A 16,645-nucleotide genomic window follows, 5' to 3' on the forward strand; every position below is an offset into this window, starting at 1 on the left:
CTGTCAAGGGTGGGGTGGGGCTCGCTTGAGGACCATGCGTCATTGCGTGGGGAAGCGCGGCTCGTAGAACTCCTTGGAGTCCCACTTGACGTCGTGGAACTCCGCCTCGCCCGCCTTGGTCTTCGCGACGCAGCGGACGATGTGGTCCTTCGTGAACAGGCAGGGCTCGGCGTGGGGGTGGCCCGTCGCCGCGGTCTGGAACGCGCGGTGGATGAATTGGGGCTCGAGCTTGCTCAGGGCCAGGATGCGGTAGAACTCCTGGCTGAAGGGCAGGGCCTGGGAGGTCTGGTAGCGGCTGCGGAACGCGATGACATAGGGCGTTCCATGGTTGATGAAGAGCCGGGCGAAGTGATGCTCCCAGCCAATCAGGCACGAGCTGAAGAAGGCGAGCAGCCGGGGCGGCTTCTTGCCGCGCTTGAAGGCCTGCTCGATGGCCTCGTAGGTGAACTCGACGTCGCGGCTGCTGTCGTTGTCGTCCACGGTCCACTGGATGACGCTTCTCAGCGTGTGGTCGGGGCTCAAGAGGCTCCAGCCCAGCTTCGGCATGATGAGTGACTCCTTCGCCCACTGGGTGAGCGCGACCGGGTCGAAGCCGGTCTCCACGCAGAGCTCCTCCTCCCGGGTCGCCAGACTCTCCACCTTGGACCGGTCGTTCCTGCACCACGTCGGGTAGCGGGGATAGGCCATGTCCATGGACGCGAGGCGCACGGCGTGCTTCGAGCAGCGCACGTTCCCGTGGGTGACGTGGTGGTAGATGTCGCAGTCGCCGAGCTGGTTCACCCAGGTGTCGAAGTTCGCGTCCCGGTCGAAGAAGCGCTCACGGAACGGACCCCGCGAGGCCAGGGCGAAGGCGTTGCGCACGTGCCCCATCTCGACGTTCCACTGCAGCTCGGGGTCCGCGCGGTCGTAATAGAAGAGGGTGCTGAGCTGGTCGACCGGCGCGGGCGGGTCGAGCGCCAGGATGTCGTCGTGGGTGATGTCCCAGCCCCGCAGCTTGAGGTTGCACTTGCCGCAGAAGTGCGGGTCGAAGCGGGCCGGCGCATGATGCGGGTATTGCGGCCGTTTCTGCTCCCAGTCGGGGTAGCTCATCATGCAGTTGTGGTCGAGCGGGTCGTGGTGCTGGGGAACCACGCCCGAGGAGGCCTCGTGGTGGGTCAACCAGAAGCAGTGGCCCACCTCGTGGGTGAAGACGAAGTCGGGGTTCGCATCCACGCTCTGGTCGATGATGCCCAGCAGGTCGCCGTTGCCGTTGGAGGTCGTGGGCACCTCTCCGGCGTCCGACGTCTCGAGCGCGTCCACGATGTCATCCGACAGCTTGTATTCGAGCATGACGATGCCGCCGCAGGGGGCATCCCCGATGCGGAGTCTGTCGGAGATGCGCGACAGCAGGAATCCGCCGGCGCTGCGGACGTTCGCCGTGCTGACCAGCTCGTTGAACATGTCGCTGACGAAAAACCAGATGTTGTTCTTCTGGTTGGCGCTGAGTTCCACGTCAGGGCGGAGCCGCACGACGGGGCTGGCGTCATGCACGTGCGTGGTGTCCAGCAGGCCGACGACGCTGGCGACGGACGGCTTGACGTGCGTCCGGATGTGGGTGAACCAGTCCGAATAGTCCGTGTCGTTGATGACCTGGGAGATGCGCCGGTACTGCGTGTAGGAGAAGTCGACCTCCAGGTAGGCCTCCGCATAGCGGTCCCGGCACTTCTGCGGCAGGTTCCCGTGGTTGCGCAGCGGCCATCCCACGATGCCGAAGACCTCCACCCGGCGCCAGACGACGATGGGCTTCGTCTCGTACTGGCAGACGGGGTTGGCGGCCTCGAGCTGCATGGCATTGCCGCGGCCCGCGTAGCTGAGCCGCGCGCGCACCTGGTATCGGTCGCCGGCAATCAGTGACGGCTGGAAGTAGATGCCTGAGCGACCCACGCGGTTCGGATGCGCGGCGCCGTCCGTGAAGGCGGGGACCCAGAGCTTCCTGGCCCTGGCGTCCTCCGTGGGCGCTGCATACGGGGCATAGGACTGGGGCTCCCGCCAGAAGGGGTTGCGGAAGTTGCCGTCCTGGGTGCGGATGCCGCCGTAGTCCACGGGGCAGTTCGTGCCACCGTCACCCGCGAGGTCGACGAAGTCGCTACCGAGGACGCGGTTGACGTAGGCCCGGGTTCCCAAGTGCAGGTCGTGGTTCAAGGGCAGGTGTGACACGTCCTCGCCCGGCTCGAGCGCGGACCAGTCCACCCTCACCGCGCCCACGGCCTGGGGGGCGGCGACGCGGCTTCCATCATGGCCCTTGAGGTAGATGACCGCTTCGAGCGGCACGAGCGGGCGGTTGAGCTTGCCGGCCTCGCTCCTCGTTTTGTTGTGCAGCGTGCTCCAGTCGATGGCGGCGTTGCCCCGGTTGGGAGGAATCTGCCGCATGAACTCGTCGGTCTGGTTGGCGAGGTCCTCGTCGAAGCCCACGGCCTCCACGTAGACGCGCAGCGGCGCTCCATTCCCTCCGGGAATCGCGGTGCCTTCCGGGACAGGGTTGCTCTGGTCGTCGACCAGCGTCGGCCGTGCGCCATGGGCGTGCCCCAGCGCGCCGTCCAGCGCGTTCTCGAAGTCGTCGTTCGTGGGCGCGGCGATGATTCGCAGGTCGCCGTGGTTGCGACGGAAGCGCTCCTTGGCCTTGTCCAGCAGGTCCGTGGTGGCCGCCGCGCGTGCCGGAGGGCCGGCGTAGTACCCGAGTTGGTTGAGCTTGTGGCAGATGCTGGCGGCGGTGCCCCGGACGAACACCTCGCCGGTGGCCAGCCAGGGGCCGCGGACGACCTCCACCGAATGGTAGAGGACGTTGACCCGCGCGGTGGTGGGGGGCGGGGGCGGCAGCTCCCTCGCTTCTTCCTCCGGGAGTGATTCGTCGCGCCGGGACTCGCAGGGCGCCACGCTGCCCAGCTCGGTGTTGGGCAGGTCCTCGGGCTGGCGCAGGTCCTCGCGCGCATCCGCTGCGATGACGGCTTCGACCCGGAGCGTGTAGGGCGCTCTCAGCGGCGTGGCGAAGGGTTCCTGGACGGCGTCATTGCCCACGTTCAGCGCGCCCGACCAGGTGATGGCCGCCGGGCCGCCGCGGCAATCGAGTGCGTCCGAGCGGTACACGAGGGCGTCCGCGTAGTCGCGCACCTCCAACTGGACGGAGACGAGCCGTCCTTCATCCGGCGGGTCGTAGGTGACGGCGAGCGTCTCCTGGGAAGGAGCGAAGTGCGTCCAGTCGCAGCGCAGGGGAAGGTAGGGCATGGGTCAGGGCACGGTGGGGGAGCGCCCGCGGCGGGGCCGCAGGTAGTGGCGCTCAATCCAGTCCATCTTCCGGGAAGGCGTGAGGTACGGCCGCGCGAGCACGGCCTGGGGCCAGGCATGGGCCGGGTCCGTGTCGAAGTGCTCGCCCAGGCAGAGCTGACAGGCGATGAAGCGGGCCACGTCCCAGCGCGCGGTGATGCCATGCCGGGCCGCGGCGTCGATGCCGCGCTCGGCCCGCGCGCGCAGCTCCCGCTCCTTCAGGTCCGCGCTCTCCCGAGGGAGCTGCGTCCTCAGGAAGCGCACCACGCTGCTCACGTAGGCGCCGCGTACCGAGGTGTCGAGGCACGCCATCTGTTCGGGGCGAATCCTCAGGACCACGCACGCTCCGGGACCGAACGGCCGAATGTGTGGATTTTAACGCTTTGCGGGGAGGACCTTCAACCGCGAGCGGGTGGCCAGATGCGACAGCAGGGCGGCCACTCCGTGAAGAGTGACACGCCCCGCGGTGCCCACCTCGTCGGTGGAACGTGACTACTGGACGGTCCAGCCCACCGTGCCGCTGCAGCTGGTGTTGCCGTAGCAGCCCGCGCGGATCTGATACGTGCCGCCCGCGCCCGCCGGCACCGTGTAGGTGGCGTGGGACAGCGAGCCGCAACCGGCGCCGTCGTCGTTGAACTTCACCTGCGTGCCGGCGGCGTTGTACAGGCGGATGAACGAGTCACCCGTGCCGGAGGCGCCCGCCACGTTGCAGGTGCCGAAGGAGAGGCTCTGGCCGGCCGTGAGGGTGACGTTCTCGTTGGTGGTGTTCTGCCGCGCGCTGTCGGAGTTGACCGAGCTGTAGTTGAACGTGCCGGAGGTGGCCGGCGGCGTCGCCGTGCCAATGGTCCACGCCACCGTGCCGCTGCAGCTGGTGTTGCCGTAGCAGCCCGCGATGATTTCGTAGTTCCCAGCCGCGCCGGCGGTGAAGGTCACCTTGGAGCCGCGGCCCGTGGCGCAGCCATCATCGTTGGAGGCGACCTCGATGCCGCTGGGGCCATTGACGCGCAGCCACGTGTCACCGGTGGCGCTGGCGCCCGTCAGGCCGCAGGTGCCCACGGTGATGCTCTGGCCGGCGGTGAGCTCCACCATGTGGCGGGTGGTGTTCACGGTGGCGTTCTGGGTGTTGCTGGCCGTGAAGTCGAAGGACGTCGGCGGCGGCGGCGTGGTGTTGCACAGCCGGACGCTGGTGTGGGCGGCGCAGAACGCCTCGATGGCCGGGCGGACGTAGGTGATGTCCTCGCCGCCGCAGTCCGTGCCGTTCTGGCTGCACTCGTTCACGACGTAGCAGCTGCCCTGAATGACGTAGTCCGTTTCGCCGCGCACCAGGATGCCGGCGATGGTGTGGCTGGACATGTCGTAGACGGCCGAGCCGGAGTTGCCGCCGAAGGTGTCGGTGGTGGCGGTGAAGTAGTCCAGGGTGCTGGCGCGGCCATTGCGGACGATGCCACCCGCGTCAATCTTGAGCGGGATGCCGCTGCCCGAGCCGATGACGGCCACGTTGGCGCCCGTCGTCATGGCGGCGTTGCCCGGGCGGATGGGCGCGGGCGTGAAGCGCGGCGCCGCCGGACGGTCCAGGCGGATGATGGCGTAGTCCAGCGTGCGGCCGCCGGAGGTGTTGTCCCGCCGCACGACAATCTCCTTGCAGCTGAAGATGTCCTGCGTGGTCATGGTCTGCACCGAGTTCGCGTCGGGCCGGTAGAAGTTGAAGGCCCACTTGAAGTCCCTGCAGTCGGCCGCGGTTTCCACGCAGTGGCCGGCGGTCAGCAGGAGGTCATCGTCGATGAGCGTGCCCGAGCAGTAGCCGGGCGACGGGTCGTCGATGAAGCGCTGGCCCGGGCAGAGGTTGCCATACTCGCCCAGCGTGAGGCTGGTGAAGACGACGTTGTTGGGGTCCGAGTCGTCAATCTCGAAGGGGTCGACCATGACGGCGCTGGCCTGCATGGCGTACTGCCGCAGGGTGGCGTCGGGGTGCGCGTACACGTCCATCCGGTCGTCGTTGCCATAGACGACGGGCTGCTCGGTGGAGCCGCTGCCAGCGGGCTCGCCCTCCGGAGCCGGTCCACAGGCCGCGACGGAGAAGGTACACAACAGCGCGCCGAGCAGCTTCCTGCGGGCGTCGGTCCGGGGGATACGCATGAGACAACCACTCCTACGGGAGATGTGAGGCCCAGCCCCGTCGGGGGCGGGCTGCCGCAATATATGTGAAAAAAGGCGTTCCTGCTGTCTGCTGGCGGACAGTCCGCGCGCGCCTCAGTCCGCGTCGGGGTCGCGCAGCCACTGGAGGGCTTCCCCGCGCGTCTCGAAGGTGCGGGTGGGGATGCTCAGCATGGCGCGCTTCGTCATCCGCCAGGCCTGGAGTCCGGAGGGGGCGTCACTGACGACCCGGGCGGAGCGCTTCATGCCGTGGAGCTGGGCGAAGGCGTTGAGGCTGGCCATGGCCGTCACCACGTCGCTGGGCATCACCCGGAGCTGGGACTGGTCCACCAGGGCGGACCACTCACCGGCCAGGTCGTTGATGGCCTTCTTCACGTCGGCCAGGTACTCGGCCAGGTCCGCGGTCGTGACTTGCGGGGGATAGACAACCTCGAGGATGCGGTCCTGCGAGTGAACGGTGATCTGGAATGGCATGACGGTGACGGGCTCCGGGCGGGCGCGCCATCCTAGCCGCAGGCGGTGACACGTCTAGAGCGGGAGGGTGGATGGGGCGCCCTGGCGGCACCTTCCCGGCCCTGTCCGGAAGGGCAGGGAATGTCAGACCCACCTGGTACTGACGTCCCTGCCGCTGCTCCGGTACCGGCGCGCCGAAGGGGCGCGCCGGCGGCTGCACCCGGCAAGGGGGTTTCATGAACACGAAGTTGTACGTCCTGGGCGCGGTGCTGGGCGCCGCCCCGGGCCTGCTGCCGGTGGTGTCGGCGCCGCCGGTGGCGTCCACGCAGGAGTCGCGTCAGGACTCGCGCGGGACTTCTCGAAAGGGCCGGGGAGGCCCGGCGAAGGGCGCATCCGCTCCCGTCCATCCGGCGGGGGTGACGCCACCTCCAGACGCGAAGGACGCGCTGGAGAACCAGGGCGCGGTCCCCGACGAAGGCCGCACGAGGGGTGGAGGCCAGAGCAAGGCTCCGCGCCATCCGTGCGAGGCCATCACCATCATCCAGGTGCCCTGCGATGCCGAGCAGGAGGCCTGCGAGTACACGTACTGGCACTGCCCCGAGGTCGTGAATCCGCTCCGGGCGTGAGTGATTGAAGCAGCGAGGAGCGCACGGGCGGCCAGTTCCGCCCGTGCGCTCTTTTTTTCGCGACGTGTCGGCCGTTCGCTTTTCTCCGGCGGCGCGTGTCCGTCTTGCTTGACACCCCGGAATCTCCGTCGGAAAAGCCCGGACACACGAGGCGGCCCGGCTCATTTCCTCAGAGGCCGCCGGGGAGCCCGGCATTGAAGCTCGCGACGCTCAAGGACGGAACCCGTGACGGCCGCCTCATTGTCGTCAAGCGGGACAACACGGCCTATGCGCTGGCCACCAACGTGGCGCTCACGCTGCAAGCCGCGCTGGATGACTGGGAGACGAAGGAACCCCAACTGCGCGCGCTGGATGCCCAGTTGGAGGCGGGCACGGTGCAGAGCCGCCCGCTGGACGTCAGCGCCCTGCACGCGCCCCTGCCGCGCGCCTACGAATGGGTGGACGGCAGCGCGTACCTCAACCACGTCATCCTGGTGCGCAAGGCGCGCGGCGCCGAGCCCCCGGAGACGTTGAAGACGGACCCGCTGGTGTACCAGGGCGGCTCCGGGGACTTCCTGGCGCCCACCGCCGACATCCCCCTGGCCGACGAGGCCTGGGGCCTGGATTTCGAAGGCGAGGTCTGCGCCATCCTGGGCGACACGCCCCAGGGCACGAAGGCGGAGAACGCGGCGCCGCACGTCAAGCTGCTGATGCTGGCCAATGACGTGTCCCTGCGCAACCTCATCCCCAACGAGCTGGCCAAGGGCTTCGGCTTCTTCCAGAGCAAGCCGGCCACGGCCTTCAGCCCCTTCGCGGTGACGCCGGACGAGCTGGGCGCGGCCTGGCGCGACGGGCGCATCCACTTGCGGCTGCGCTCGGTGCTCAACGGGCAGCAGGTGGGCGACACGGACGCGGGTCCGGAGATGCACTTCTCCTTCTTCGACCTCATCCAGCACCTGTGCAAGACGCGCAGCTACACGGCGGGCACCATCCTGGGCAGCGGCACCGTGTCCAACGCGGACCGCGAGCGCGGCATCTCCTGCCTCGCCGAGCGCCGGATGATTGAGACGATTGAGCAGGGCGCGCCCAAGACGCCCTTCATGAAGCCGGGCGACACCATCGACATCGAGATGACGGACGCCGAGGGCCGCAGCGTGTTCGGCCGCATCTCCCAGAAGGTGGTGAAGGTTCCATGAAGGGCCTTCGGCTCTACAGCTACTGGCGCTCGTCCGCGTCCTGGCGGGTGCGCATCGGCCTGCACCTGAAGCGGCTGGAGTTCGAGTACGTGCCGGTGCACCTGGTGAAGGACGGCGGCGAGCAGAACAGCGCCGCGTACCGGGCGGTCAATCCCATGCGCACGCTGCCCACGCTGGAGTGGACGGAGGCGGATGGCACGGTGCGCCGGTTGTCCCAGTCGCTGCCGGTGCTGGAGTACCTGGACGAGCGCTTCCCGGCGCCCGCGCTGTTGCCCGCTGACGCGTTCCTCCGGGCGAAGGCCCGGATGCTGGCGGAGATGGTGAACTCCGGCATCCAGCCCCTGCAGAACCTGTCCGTGATGCAGCACGTGAAGCAGTCGCTGAACGCGGATGACAAGGCGTGGTCGGCCTACTGGAACACGCGGGGCCTGGAGGCCCTGGAGGCGGCGGTGCAGTCCACGATGGGCCGCTTCTGCGTCGGGGACGCGGTGTCGCTCGCGGACGTGTGCCTGGTGCCGCAGCTCTATGGGGCGCGCCGCTTCGGCGTGGACCTGTCGCCGTACCCCACGCTGCTGCGCATCGAAGCCGAGTGCCAGGCGCTGCCCGCCTTCCAGGCCGCCCAGGCCGACCGGCAGCCGGACGCGGTTCCCGCCTGAGTCCGGTGTGGCGGCCGCGCCTGTCGTGGGCGCGGTCGCCGGAAGCGCGGCGTGGGACACTCGATTCCCATGCGTCCCTCTTCGTCCCCTCAGGGTGGTCTTCCGTCGTCTCCCGCTTCGCCGGTGGACCGCGCCGCCGCGCTGCGGGAGCTGGCGGGGTTGTTCCTCCGGCTGGGGACGTTCGCCTTCGGCGGCCCGGCGGCTCACATCGCGATGATGGAGGACGAGGTCGTGCGCCGCCGCGGCTGGCTGTCGCGCGAGGAGTTCGTGGACCTGCTCGGCGCCACGAACCTGATTCCGGGGCCCAACTCCACGGAGCTGGCCATCCACATCGGCCATCGGCGCGCGGGCTGGCCCGGCCTGCTGGTGGCGGGCGCGTGCTTCATCCTCCCCGCCTTCTTCATGGTCGCGGTCATCGCCTGGGCGTACACGCGATTCGGCACGCTGCCGAAGGTGGACGCCGTGTTGCACGGCGTGAAGGCCGTCATCATCGCCGTGGTGGCCCAGGCGCTCTGGGGGCTGCTGCGCACCGTCGTGCGGACACCGCTGGCCGCCTGCGTGGGCGCGGCTGCCGTGGCGGCGGCTTTCATGGGCGTCAATGAGCTGCTCCTGCTGCTCCTGTCGGGGCTCGCCGTGCTCGCGTGGCGCGGCATGGAACGACAACGGGCAGGCGCGCCTCGGGCGGGGGTGGCGCCGCTGTGGCCGTTGCTGTCCTTGGGGGCCACCACCGCCACGGCTGCCGCGCCGTTCACCCTGCACGGCCTCTTCCTCTTCTTCGTCAAGGTGGGCTCTGTGCTGTACGGCAGCGGCTACGTGCTGCTGGCCTTCCTCCGCACCGGGTTGGTGGAGCGCTACGGTTGGCTGACCGAAGCCCAGCTGCTGGACGCGGTGGCGGTGGGGCAGGTGACGCCGGGGCCCGTGTTCACCACGGCCACCTTCATCGGCTACGTGATGGGCGGCCCATCGGGCGCGGTGGTGGCCACGGCGGGCATCTTCCTGCCCGCCTTCGTCTTCGTGGCGCTGAGTGGACCGCTGGTGCCACGGCTGCGCCGCTCGTGGGTGGCCGGCGCCTTCCTGGACGGCGTCAACGTGGCGTCGCTCGCGCTGATGGCGGTGGTGACGTGGCAGTTGGGGCGGGCTGTGCTGGTGAGTCCGTTGCCGGTGGCCCTGGCGGCCGTGGCCGCCGTGCTGCTCATCCGCTATCGCGTCAATTCCGCGTGGTTGGTGCTGGGCGGCGGCTGCGTGGGAGTGCTGGCCGCCGGGGGTCTCAGCGCGGGGTGAGCACGGCCTCGCAGGCGCTCACCGGCTCGTTGGCGAGGTCCGCCCTGCGCGCGGTGCACTTCAGCCGGAGGACCTCGCCTTCGCGCAGGACTTCGCACGCGCGGTTGACCTCGACCGCTGTTCCGGTGCCCGCGTCGCCGGGCAGCGTCCCACCATCCGCGCCCACGGTGATGGCGACGTTCATGTCCGCCAGGTACCAGTTGTCGCCCTGGCGGAGGTCCACGTTGCCGTCGTAGACGTCCCCCGTCATGGGCAGGCCCGTTCGTTCCTCCACCTCCACGTCGAGGCGGCAGGTGTCTTGGGGGGTGCTCACCATGAGGATGCCCGGCGCTCCGCACGTGTTGTGGCCCACGTCGAAGGTGACGCTCTGGGCGGGCTGGTGGCAGCCCTTCTCTCCCGAGTCCGCGACGAGCAGCACCGCCGTGGTGGCGAGCGCGGCCGTGGCCGCGAGGTTCATCAGGATGACTTTCACGTGCTGACTCCAGTGGAGGGTGAGGCGGGGAGGGACGACGGTTCACGGGCGGCGGCGCGGCTGTAACGCACCGCCGCCCAGACAAGCGGCAAGGTGACGAGGTCGGTGGGGTCGGCCCAGGCTCGGAAGCTCCGGATGCCGAGCGGCAAGCCCAAGGGTCGCAGCAGCTCACAGAAGAGGTCCGCCGCGGGCTGGGAGACCTTGAGCGCGGTGTAGAGGCACGCGGTGAAGCCCGCGCCCACGGCCACCCTGCGCGCCCTGGGCCAGCGCGTCACCAGCGCCAGCAGCGCGGACACGTAGAGCGGCAGGAAGAAGCAGATGGCGACGTCGGACAGCTTGCCGGTGAGAGCGTTGTGGAAGGTGGGCTTGAGCCAGCGGTCATTCACCGCCATCAGCACCACCGCGAACAGGGGCAGCGGCGCGAGGAACTCCGGCATCGCGGGCAGGCGCTTCATTGGAGCTTCTCCCCACTCGAGAGGGCCCGCAGGAGGATGGCGTCCGTGAGCAGCTCCACCGGGGCCCGGTCGTCCGTCAGCGGCTCGCCCTCGGGCACCGGCTTCAGCTCTCCGGCAACGCGCTCCGCCAGCGGGCGCAGCGATGCGGGGAGCGACGCCGTGCGTGCCGCGAGCCGCTCCGCGAGCCCGGGGGCCCCGGCGAAGAGCAGCGTGTTGCTGTGGTTGCGCGCGTCGGCGGCTCGGACCTCCGGGAAGACGGTGGCCAGCGTGGCGCCCACGGCCTCCACCACCGCGCGCTCCTGCGCGTAGCGCCCCACGTTGAAGCAGGCCACGCCACCGGGCTTCAGGCGCGCGGCCACTGCGGCGGCGAACTCGCGCGTCGTCAGGTGGAAGGGGACGTAGGGGAAGCGGAACGCGTCGACCAGGATGACGTCGTACTGGCGGGTGTCGCTCGCGAGGAAGGCGCGCGCGTCTCCGACGTGGACTTCCACCTCGGAGGGCAGGTCGAAGTGCGCACGGCCCAGCCGCACCACCTCCGCGTCCAGCTCCACGCCCACCACCTCCACGCCGGGGTACGTCTCCCGCAGGCCCCTGGCGCTCGTGCCCGCGCCCAGGCCCAGGACCAGCACCCGGGGCGCTCGTGGCGCTGCCTGGGCCATGGCGGGGACCAGCAGGTAGTGCCCGAAGACTTCTCCGCGCACAGGCAGGCCAGGCCGGTGGACGCTCTGCACCGCGTAGCCCTCATCGAAGACGAGCGAGCGGGTGCCGTTTTCGTCCTTCACCACCTGGATGAAGGCATAGGGGGACTCGGCCACGTCCACGGCCTTGGGGGCGCGGGGCAGGGCGTGGGCGCCCAGGGCCAGTGCCACCATGGGCACGCCCACGGCGGGCAGCCGCCACCGCCACCCCAGGCTCCAGGAGGCCGTGAGCCCCAGCACCGCCGCGAAGAGCGCCATGGTGCGCGCGGTGCCCAGCAGCGGCAGCACGACGAAGGCCGCCAGCAGCGTTCCGGTGATGCTGCCCACCGTGGATGCGGAGGACAGCCGTCCGGCGTGCGCGCCCGCTGACTCCACTCCCGCCAGCCCCACGCGCAGCACGTACGGCCCCACCGCGCCCAGCACCAGCAGGGGCGGCATCGCCACCACCAGCAGCAATGCCACGCGGCCCAGCCCCTCCATGGGGCGTCCGCCCAGCACCGCGGCCGTCGCGCCGGGCAGCAGCACCCGCGCGAGGAAGGGCAACATGGCCAGGGCGAGCGCGGAGAGGCAGAGCGCGCTCAGCAGCAGTGTCAGGCGACCCGAGCGGTCCGCCACGCGGCCTCCCAGATGCGCGCCCAACGCGAGCCCACCCAGGACCAGGGAGATGAGCGCGGCCCAGACGGGCGTGCTGCTGCCGAAGTAGGGCGCCATCAGGCGTGACGCCGCCATCTCCGACGCCATGACGGTCGCGCCGGTGATGAAGGACAGCCATGTCAGCGAAGACGTGGGTCGCATGCTCGGACGCTTGCTTCAGCAAGGCCCGTTCCAAGGCGAAGTCCTCGAAATGATTGATGTGGGGGGACAGCGACGGCAGGGGTGCTGTGACAGGTGTGTCAGGGGCGTGTTATCGGGCGGCGATGCCCCGCCGCTTCCGGGCGGCGGTGATCGTCAGCAGCAGCACGACCATGGGCACGCCCAGCACCAGTGGCCACAGCCAGAGCGGCTCGCCGCCGTGGATGACGGCGCGGAACTCGCGGCCTTCGGTGGGGGCGTCCATCAACTCCGCGAGGTTGAGCTTCCACTCCACGGTGTCCTTCTGCTCGTTCACCGTGCCGTTCGTCTCGCCGATGCCAGGGCCGTGGATGCGAAGGGTGAGGCGGTTGTTGATGAGCATGGCCTTCACCATGCCCTTCGCGAGCTCCTGGGCGGCCTGCTCCGCGGCCTCGTCACCGATGCCGACCGGCGCGGTGAAGGCCTTCTCTGGGTTGAAACGCTGGGTGTAGACGTAGTCCCCGCCCTGGCGCTCGATGCGGAAGTCCCACGCATCCTTCGGCGACGACGGTTGGCCCTGGGTGTGCTGCTCGGCGGCGCGGCGGTAGAGCTCCGGGAGCCGGGTGACGTCCTTCACCGTCACGTCGTAGACGAGATGGACCTGGCCGTCCTTCTCGTAGTCCCGGAGCATCACCTGGGAGACTTCCGGGTCCTGGCGCAGCGCCTGCTCCGCCTCGCGCGCCTGCGCGAGCAACGCTTCCTTGGTATCCGTCGCACCGCCCAGCCGCGCCAGCGCCGTCAGTGACTTGGGCATCCCCATGTCGACGACGAGGCGCGCCGAACCTCCTGGCTCAATCCAGAGGTCCTGCTCGACGTTGAAGCAGCCCGTCAGGAAGAGGGACAGCGCTGTGAGCAGCAGCGCGGGACGAAGCAGGGTGCACGGTGAGCCATGGAGCATGGCTCACCAGTATGCTGGGACTGTTTCACGCGGAGAAGGGGAGGGACGCCACCTTCACCGTGGCGGGGCCCGCCGCCAGCGTCAGCTCGGTGCCCGGCTCCAGCGAGTCCCGGTGCACGTAGCCCAGGGCCACCCGCTGCCCCGCGACAGGCGACTGCACCACGCTGGTCAGCCAGCCCACCTTCTTCTCCCCGCGCCGCAGCTCGGTGCCGGGGGCCACGTCCGCGTCGCCCAGCAGCAGCCCCGTCAGCTTGCGGTTCATGTGGCCGCGGAAGGTGGCTCGGGCGATGACCTCCTGCCCGATGTAGCAACCCTTGTTGTAGGAGATGGCGTTCGCCAGGTTGGCTTCCAGCGGGATGGTGGTGTCCACCATGTCCTGGCCGTACCGGGGGACGCCGGCCTCCACTCGGAGCAGCTCCAGGGCCTCGAAGCCCAGGGGCTTCAGGCCGTGAGCGGCGCCAGCCTCGGACAGGGCCCGCCAGGCGTCCTCCAGGCCGGCGCGCGGCACCCACACGTCGACCCCATGGGGCTCGATGGCGGTGCTCCCCAGCAGCCACACCTCATGGCCCGCCAGCGTGGCCGTGCGGGAGGCATGGTGCGACAGCGGCGCATGGGGGCTGCCCAGGGCGGCCGACAGGACGTCCGCCGTCCGGGGCCCGAGCAGCCGGAGCAGGGCCAGTTCCCCCGTGGCCTCGTGCAGCTCGGCGTCCTCGGAAATGAGGTATTTATCCAGGAACTCCCGCACCTTGGCGCCGGTGCCGGGCTCCAAATCCAGGAGGAGGTCTGTCTCCCGCTTGAGGATGCGGGCATCCGCCACCATGGCCCCCTTGACGGTCAGCATGGCGGCATAGGCCGCGGTGCCCACGGGCAGGTTGTTCACCTCCTGGGTGACCATCCCGTGTAGGTAAGAGGTCCGGTCTTCTCCAGTGATTCGGAGGGTTTCGCGGTAGGAGGCATCATGGAGGGCCACGGACGCCTTCGCCGCCCGGTACTCTCCCTCTGAGTCTCCATACCCGGCCACGGTTTCCCGGCCGCCCACAGCGCCAAAGCGGGCGCCCGCCTTCTCGTGAAGAAAATGCAGAGACAGCGGTTCCATGTCCGTCGCTATATAGAGGCGAAGGAGCGAATGCCACGATGGATGTGAAGCACCTGTCGTCCTTCCAGGACTTCTCACCGGAGAAGCTCCTGAAGCACAATGTCTTCCAGTCCGGCCGTTTCTTCCTGGACGTGTACTGCCTCCAGCCGGGACAGGCCCAGAAGCCCCACCGCCATGCCACGTCGGACAAGGTGTATGTCGTCCTCGACGGGCGCTGCCGCTTTCGCGTGGGCGCCGAAGAAGAAGTCCACGGCCCTGGCGCCGCCATTTTCGCCCCCGCGGGCGCCGAACACGGCGTCGCCAACGACGGCCCCGATGCTGCCCGCCTCCTCGTCCTGATGTCCCCGCCCCCGGAGCATGCATGAGCTCGACGTCTTCCCCTTCGCCCACTCCCGTGGCGACTCGTGGCGCGCTGGCGCTGCTGGTCCTGGGCCTCGCGGAGAGCGGCCTGTCCATCTTCCAGTGGATGCAGTTGCTCACCCTGCGCGGTGGCGGCTCCACCGTGTGCGGCGTCTCCGACACGGTGAACTGCGAGACGGTGTGGAACTCCGCCTTCGCCAGCCGCGTGCATGACCTGGTGGGCCTGCCCGTGGCGGCCCTGGGCCTCGTGTGGGGGCTGGTCGCGGTGGGCCTGTCCGCGCTGTTCCTGGCGTGGGCGCGCTCGGGCCGTCCGGTGCGTCCGGCGGCCAACGGGCTGCGGCTGGTGGCCGCCGCGGGCCTGGTGTCCGTGGTGGTCTTCGCCGTGGCCAGCGCGCAGTCGGGCGCGCTGTGCCCCACGTGTCTGGCGACCTATGCGCTGGTGGTGGCCTTCGCGGGTGTGGCCTGGAAGGGCCTGCCCGGACCGCTGCTGCCCGGCGCGGGCGAGTGGGGCGCCACGCTGAAGTGGACGGCGGGTGTCACCGCCGCGGTCTTCCTGGCGACGCTGCTGCCCGGCCGGGCCACGCCCAAGGCGTCGGAGGCGTCCGGTGCCGCGCTGCTGCCGCCCGCGCCGCAGGTGGCCAGCACGCAGACGCCGGGCGTGACGCCGCAGACGCCGCCGCCTCCGCCCGCGTCGCTGGAGGAGTTCCTGCGCTCGCTGCCGCCGCAGCACCAGCAGTTCATCGCGGACGCGCTGGCCGCGTACCGCAGTGAGACGCCGCAGCCGGCCGCGGCGCCCGCGCGCCACCGCTACGGACCGGTGGATGCGCCGGTGAAGATTGTCGAGTGGACGGACAGCAAGTGCCCCCACTGCAAGATGCTGGTGGAGGAGCTGTCCGCGCTGAAGAAGCGGGTTCCCGAAGGGAAGATGTCGCTGGAGGCTCGCCAGTTCCCGCTGGATGGCGCGTGCAACCCGGCGATTCCGCGCCGGGGCCCGGATGCGCCCAGCGTGCGCTGTGTGGCGGCGCGTGCGCAGATCTGCCTGGAGGGCGCGCCGGACTACTGGGAGCTGCGTGAGAAGATGTTCGCCGCGCAGGCCGTGCTGGACACGGAGCGGGCGGTGGAGATTGCGTCGTCGGGTTCGGTGCCGCGCTCGCAGCTGGAGGTGTGCATGAACAGCCCGGCCACGGCGGCGAAGATTCAAGAGGACTCCCGCTACGCCATGCGCCACCACATCCAGGGCACGCCGCTGGTGCTGGTGAACGGCCGCGAGACGCCGCCCTCCGCGCCGTTCCTCTACGCGCTGGTGATGGCGGACGGGAACCCGAGCGCCCCTGGCTTCGACGTGCTGCCCCCGCCGCGCCCGCGCCCGGCCGGTGGCCATGGCCACGGCCACGACGACCACGCGGGCCACAACCACTGAGGACGCGGCACCCTCACCATGGGCAAGCGCGACAAGAAGGGTGAGCCGCCGGCGGCACCGGCGGCTCCGTTCAACAATCCGTTCGCCGCGCTCTCGGCGCAGCGGGAGGCCTTGCCCCAGGCTCCCGCCGCGCCCGTGGCCCAGGCGCCTGTGAAGGCCGAACCCAAGGGCCCCGCGCGCGCGGTGGTTCGCATGGAGCGCAAGGGCCGAGGTGGGAAGGAAGTCACGGTGGTGGAGCACCTGGAGCTGCCCGCGGCTCAGCGCGAGGTGTGGCTCAAGGCGCTGAAGAACTCGCTCGGCTGCGGCGGCGTGGTGGAGGACGACACGCTGGTGCTCCAGGGCGACCAGCGTGAGCGGCTGCCCGCGCTGCTCGAGGCGCGGGGCGTGCGGAAGGTCACGGTCGGCTGACGGGCTCGGCGTCGGGCTTTGCTCGCGGAGGGCGAGGCCTGGTGTTCTCCACCAGGCACGAGCCCACCACGCTCCGGCCATGTCAGGTGACGACGCGGAGACGGCGAAGGTCGAACCGTGTGTCGCGCTCGCTGCCACAAATCAGTGGGCGACTTGCGCATCGCCCCCGCCAAGGTGGGCGAAACCAAGGTGTTCCGCACGGAAGGCTGGACCATGGCCCTCATCGTCTCCGAGGACATCAAACAGGCTCTGGAGCGGCTAGAGGCCACCGGCGTGAAGTTCACGAGGGTGTAGCCCAGACACGAAAAAGCCCGGGCCGCCGTGAAGGCGCCCGGGCTTCTTGCTACGGCCTGCGCCGAGCG

The 16,645-nt window shown here is 70.0% G+C and carries 16 protein-coding genes and 1 pseudogene; 8 read left to right on the top strand and 9 right to left on the bottom strand.

The features are described from left to right. Positions 1-39: 39 nt before the first annotated feature. From BLU09_RS10025 to BLU09_RS10040, 4 genes are all read right to left on the bottom strand, one after another. Complete coding sequence (locus tag BLU09_RS10025) at positions 40-3,261, bottom strand: hypothetical protein (RefSeq protein ID WP_090488615.1); 3,222 nt, start codon at positions 3,259-3,261, stop codon at positions 40-42. A 3-nt stretch (positions 3,262-3,264) separates the two neighbouring features. Then, positions 3,265-3,612: a hypothetical protein gene (locus BLU09_RS10030; RefSeq protein ID WP_228557752.1), complete on the bottom strand. Its 348-nt coding sequence runs from the start codon at positions 3,610-3,612 to the stop codon at positions 3,265-3,267. A 180-nt stretch (positions 3,613-3,792) separates the two neighbouring features. Then, on the bottom strand, positions 3,793-5,436 hold the full coding sequence (locus BLU09_RS10035) for a trypsin-like serine peptidase (protein ID WP_090488619.1): 1,644 nt from the start codon (positions 5,434-5,436) through the stop codon (positions 3,793-3,795). A gap of 114 nt (positions 5,437-5,550) precedes the next feature. Continuing rightward, positions 5,551-5,928 carry a SpoIIAA family protein gene (locus BLU09_RS10040; protein WP_011556283.1) on the bottom strand — a complete coding sequence of 126 codons (378 nt, stop codon included), beginning with the start codon at positions 5,926-5,928 and terminating at the stop codon, positions 5,551-5,553. A 215-nt stretch (positions 5,929-6,143) separates the two neighbouring features. On the opposite strand from BLU09_RS10040, the gene BLU09_RS10045 reads away from it, so the two are divergent. The 4 genes from BLU09_RS10045 (at position 6,144) to chrA (ending at position 9,645) form a co-directional block, all read left to right on the top strand. After that, positions 6,144-6,533, top strand: a complete 390-nt coding sequence (locus BLU09_RS10045; protein WP_090488621.1) for a hypothetical protein — start codon at positions 6,144-6,146, stop codon at positions 6,531-6,533. 194 nt (positions 6,534-6,727) lie between these two features. Next, positions 6,728-7,708 (top strand): fumarylacetoacetate hydrolase family protein, encoded by a 981-nt coding sequence (locus tag BLU09_RS10050; RefSeq protein WP_090488623.1) that lies wholly within the window; start codon positions 6,728-6,730, stop codon positions 7,706-7,708. Beyond that, complete coding sequence (gene maiA / locus BLU09_RS10055) at positions 7,705-8,364, top strand: maleylacetoacetate isomerase (protein WP_090488625.1); 660 nt, start codon at positions 7,705-7,707, stop codon at positions 8,362-8,364. Before BLU09_RS10050 ends, maiA begins: the two co-directional genes overlap by 4 nt. A 69-nt stretch (positions 8,365-8,433) precedes the next feature. After that, a complete protein-coding gene (gene chrA / locus BLU09_RS10060) occupies positions 8,434-9,645 on the top strand; it encodes a chromate efflux transporter (protein WP_090488627.1) in 1,212 nt (403 codons plus the stop codon). Here the strand turns inward: chrA and BLU09_RS10065 are convergent. From BLU09_RS10065 to ygfZ, 5 genes are all read right to left on the bottom strand, one after another. Beyond that, positions 9,632-10,117, bottom strand: coding sequence for a hypothetical protein (locus tag BLU09_RS10065; RefSeq protein WP_090488629.1), 486 nt, complete (start codon positions 10,115-10,117; stop codon positions 9,632-9,634). The genes chrA and BLU09_RS10065 overlap by 14 nt on opposite strands. Beyond that, positions 10,114-10,572: a hypothetical protein gene (locus BLU09_RS10070; RefSeq protein WP_090488631.1), complete on the bottom strand. Its 459-nt coding sequence runs from the start codon at positions 10,570-10,572 to the stop codon at positions 10,114-10,116. Before BLU09_RS10070 ends, BLU09_RS10065 begins: the two co-directional genes overlap by 4 nt. After that, a complete protein-coding gene (locus BLU09_RS10075) occupies positions 10,569-12,065 on the bottom strand; it encodes a fused MFS/spermidine synthase (RefSeq protein WP_090488633.1) in 1,497 nt (498 codons plus the stop codon). Before BLU09_RS10075 ends, BLU09_RS10070 begins: the two co-directional genes overlap by 4 nt. A gap of 109 nt (positions 12,066-12,174) precedes the next feature. Beyond that, complete coding sequence (locus BLU09_RS10080; RefSeq protein ID WP_090488634.1) at positions 12,175-12,999, bottom strand: hypothetical protein; 825 nt, start codon at positions 12,997-12,999, stop codon at positions 12,175-12,177. 25 nt (positions 13,000-13,024) lie between these two features. Beyond that, positions 13,025-14,095 carry a CAF17-like 4Fe-4S cluster assembly/insertion protein YgfZ gene (gene ygfZ / locus BLU09_RS10085; RefSeq protein ID WP_090488636.1) on the bottom strand — a complete coding sequence of 357 codons (1,071 nt, stop codon included), beginning with the start codon at positions 14,093-14,095 and terminating at the stop codon, positions 13,025-13,027. A 38-nt stretch (positions 14,096-14,133) separates the two neighbouring features. Here ygfZ and BLU09_RS10090 point away from each other — a divergent pair, with 38 nt between their 5' ends. The 4 genes and pseudogenes from BLU09_RS10090 to BLU09_RS38720 form a co-directional block, all read left to right on the top strand. Then, positions 14,134-14,460 (top strand): cupin domain-containing protein, encoded by a 327-nt coding sequence (locus tag BLU09_RS10090; protein WP_011556273.1) that lies wholly within the window; start codon positions 14,134-14,136, stop codon positions 14,458-14,460. Continuing rightward, a complete protein-coding gene (locus BLU09_RS10095; RefSeq protein WP_186817741.1) occupies positions 14,457-15,875 on the top strand; it encodes a vitamin K epoxide reductase/DsbA family protein in 1,419 nt (472 codons plus the stop codon). The genes BLU09_RS10090 and BLU09_RS10095 overlap by 4 nt, the downstream gene beginning before the upstream one ends. An 18-nt stretch (positions 15,876-15,893) precedes the next feature. Next, positions 15,894-16,283 (top strand): translation initiation factor, encoded by a 390-nt coding sequence (locus tag BLU09_RS10100; RefSeq protein WP_090488642.1) that lies wholly within the window; start codon positions 15,894-15,896, stop codon positions 16,281-16,283. A 135-nt stretch (positions 16,284-16,418) separates the two neighbouring features. Beyond that, positions 16,419-16,577, top strand: a pseudogene (locus tag BLU09_RS38720) (imm11 family protein); the annotation flags it as partial. Positions 16,578-16,645: the final 68 nt, after the last annotated feature.

Source organism: Myxococcus virescens, assembly GCF_900101905.1.
Lineage (GTDB): Bacteria > Myxococcota > Myxococcia > Myxococcales > Myxococcaceae > Myxococcus > Myxococcus virescens.

Coding starts and splice junctions, on each gene's coding strand:
- BLU09_RS10025 (WP_090488615.1), bottom strand. CDS start 3,261: ATGCCCTACCTTCCCCTGCGCTGCGACTGGACGCACTTCGCTCCTTCC.
- BLU09_RS10030 (WP_228557752.1), bottom strand. CDS start 3,612: ATGGCGTGCCTCGACACCTCGGTACGCGGCGCCTACGTGAGCAGCGTG.
- BLU09_RS10035 (WP_090488619.1), bottom strand. CDS start 5,436: ATGCGTATCCCCCGGACCGACGCCCGCAGGAAGCTGCTCGGCGCGCTG.
- BLU09_RS10040 (WP_011556283.1), bottom strand. CDS start 5,928: ATGCCATTCCAGATCACCGTTCACTCGCAGGACCGCATCCTCGAGGTT.
- BLU09_RS10045 (WP_090488621.1), top strand. CDS start 6,144: ATGAACACGAAGTTGTACGTCCTGGGCGCGGTGCTGGGCGCCGCCCCG.
- maiA (WP_090488625.1), top strand. CDS start 7,705: ATGAAGGGCCTTCGGCTCTACAGCTACTGGCGCTCGTCCGCGTCCTGG.
- chrA (WP_090488627.1), top strand. CDS start 8,434: ATGCGTCCCTCTTCGTCCCCTCAGGGTGGTCTTCCGTCGTCTCCCGCT.
- BLU09_RS10070 (WP_090488631.1), bottom strand. CDS start 10,572: ATGAAGCGCCTGCCCGCGATGCCGGAGTTCCTCGCGCCGCTGCCCCTG.
- BLU09_RS10075 (WP_090488633.1), bottom strand. CDS start 12,065: ATGCGACCCACGTCTTCGCTGACATGGCTGTCCTTCATCACCGGCGCG.
- BLU09_RS10080 (WP_090488634.1), bottom strand. CDS start 12,999: ATGCTCCATGGCTCACCGTGCACCCTGCTTCGTCCCGCGCTGCTGCTC.
- ygfZ (WP_090488636.1), bottom strand. CDS start 14,095: ATGGAACCGCTGTCTCTGCATTTTCTTCACGAGAAGGCGGGCGCCCGC.
- BLU09_RS10090 (WP_011556273.1), top strand. CDS start 14,134: ATGGATGTGAAGCACCTGTCGTCCTTCCAGGACTTCTCACCGGAGAAG.
- BLU09_RS10095 (WP_186817741.1), top strand. CDS start 14,457: ATGAGCTCGACGTCTTCCCCTTCGCCCACTCCCGTGGCGACTCGTGGC.
- BLU09_RS10100 (WP_090488642.1), top strand. CDS start 15,894: ATGGGCAAGCGCGACAAGAAGGGTGAGCCGCCGGCGGCACCGGCGGCT.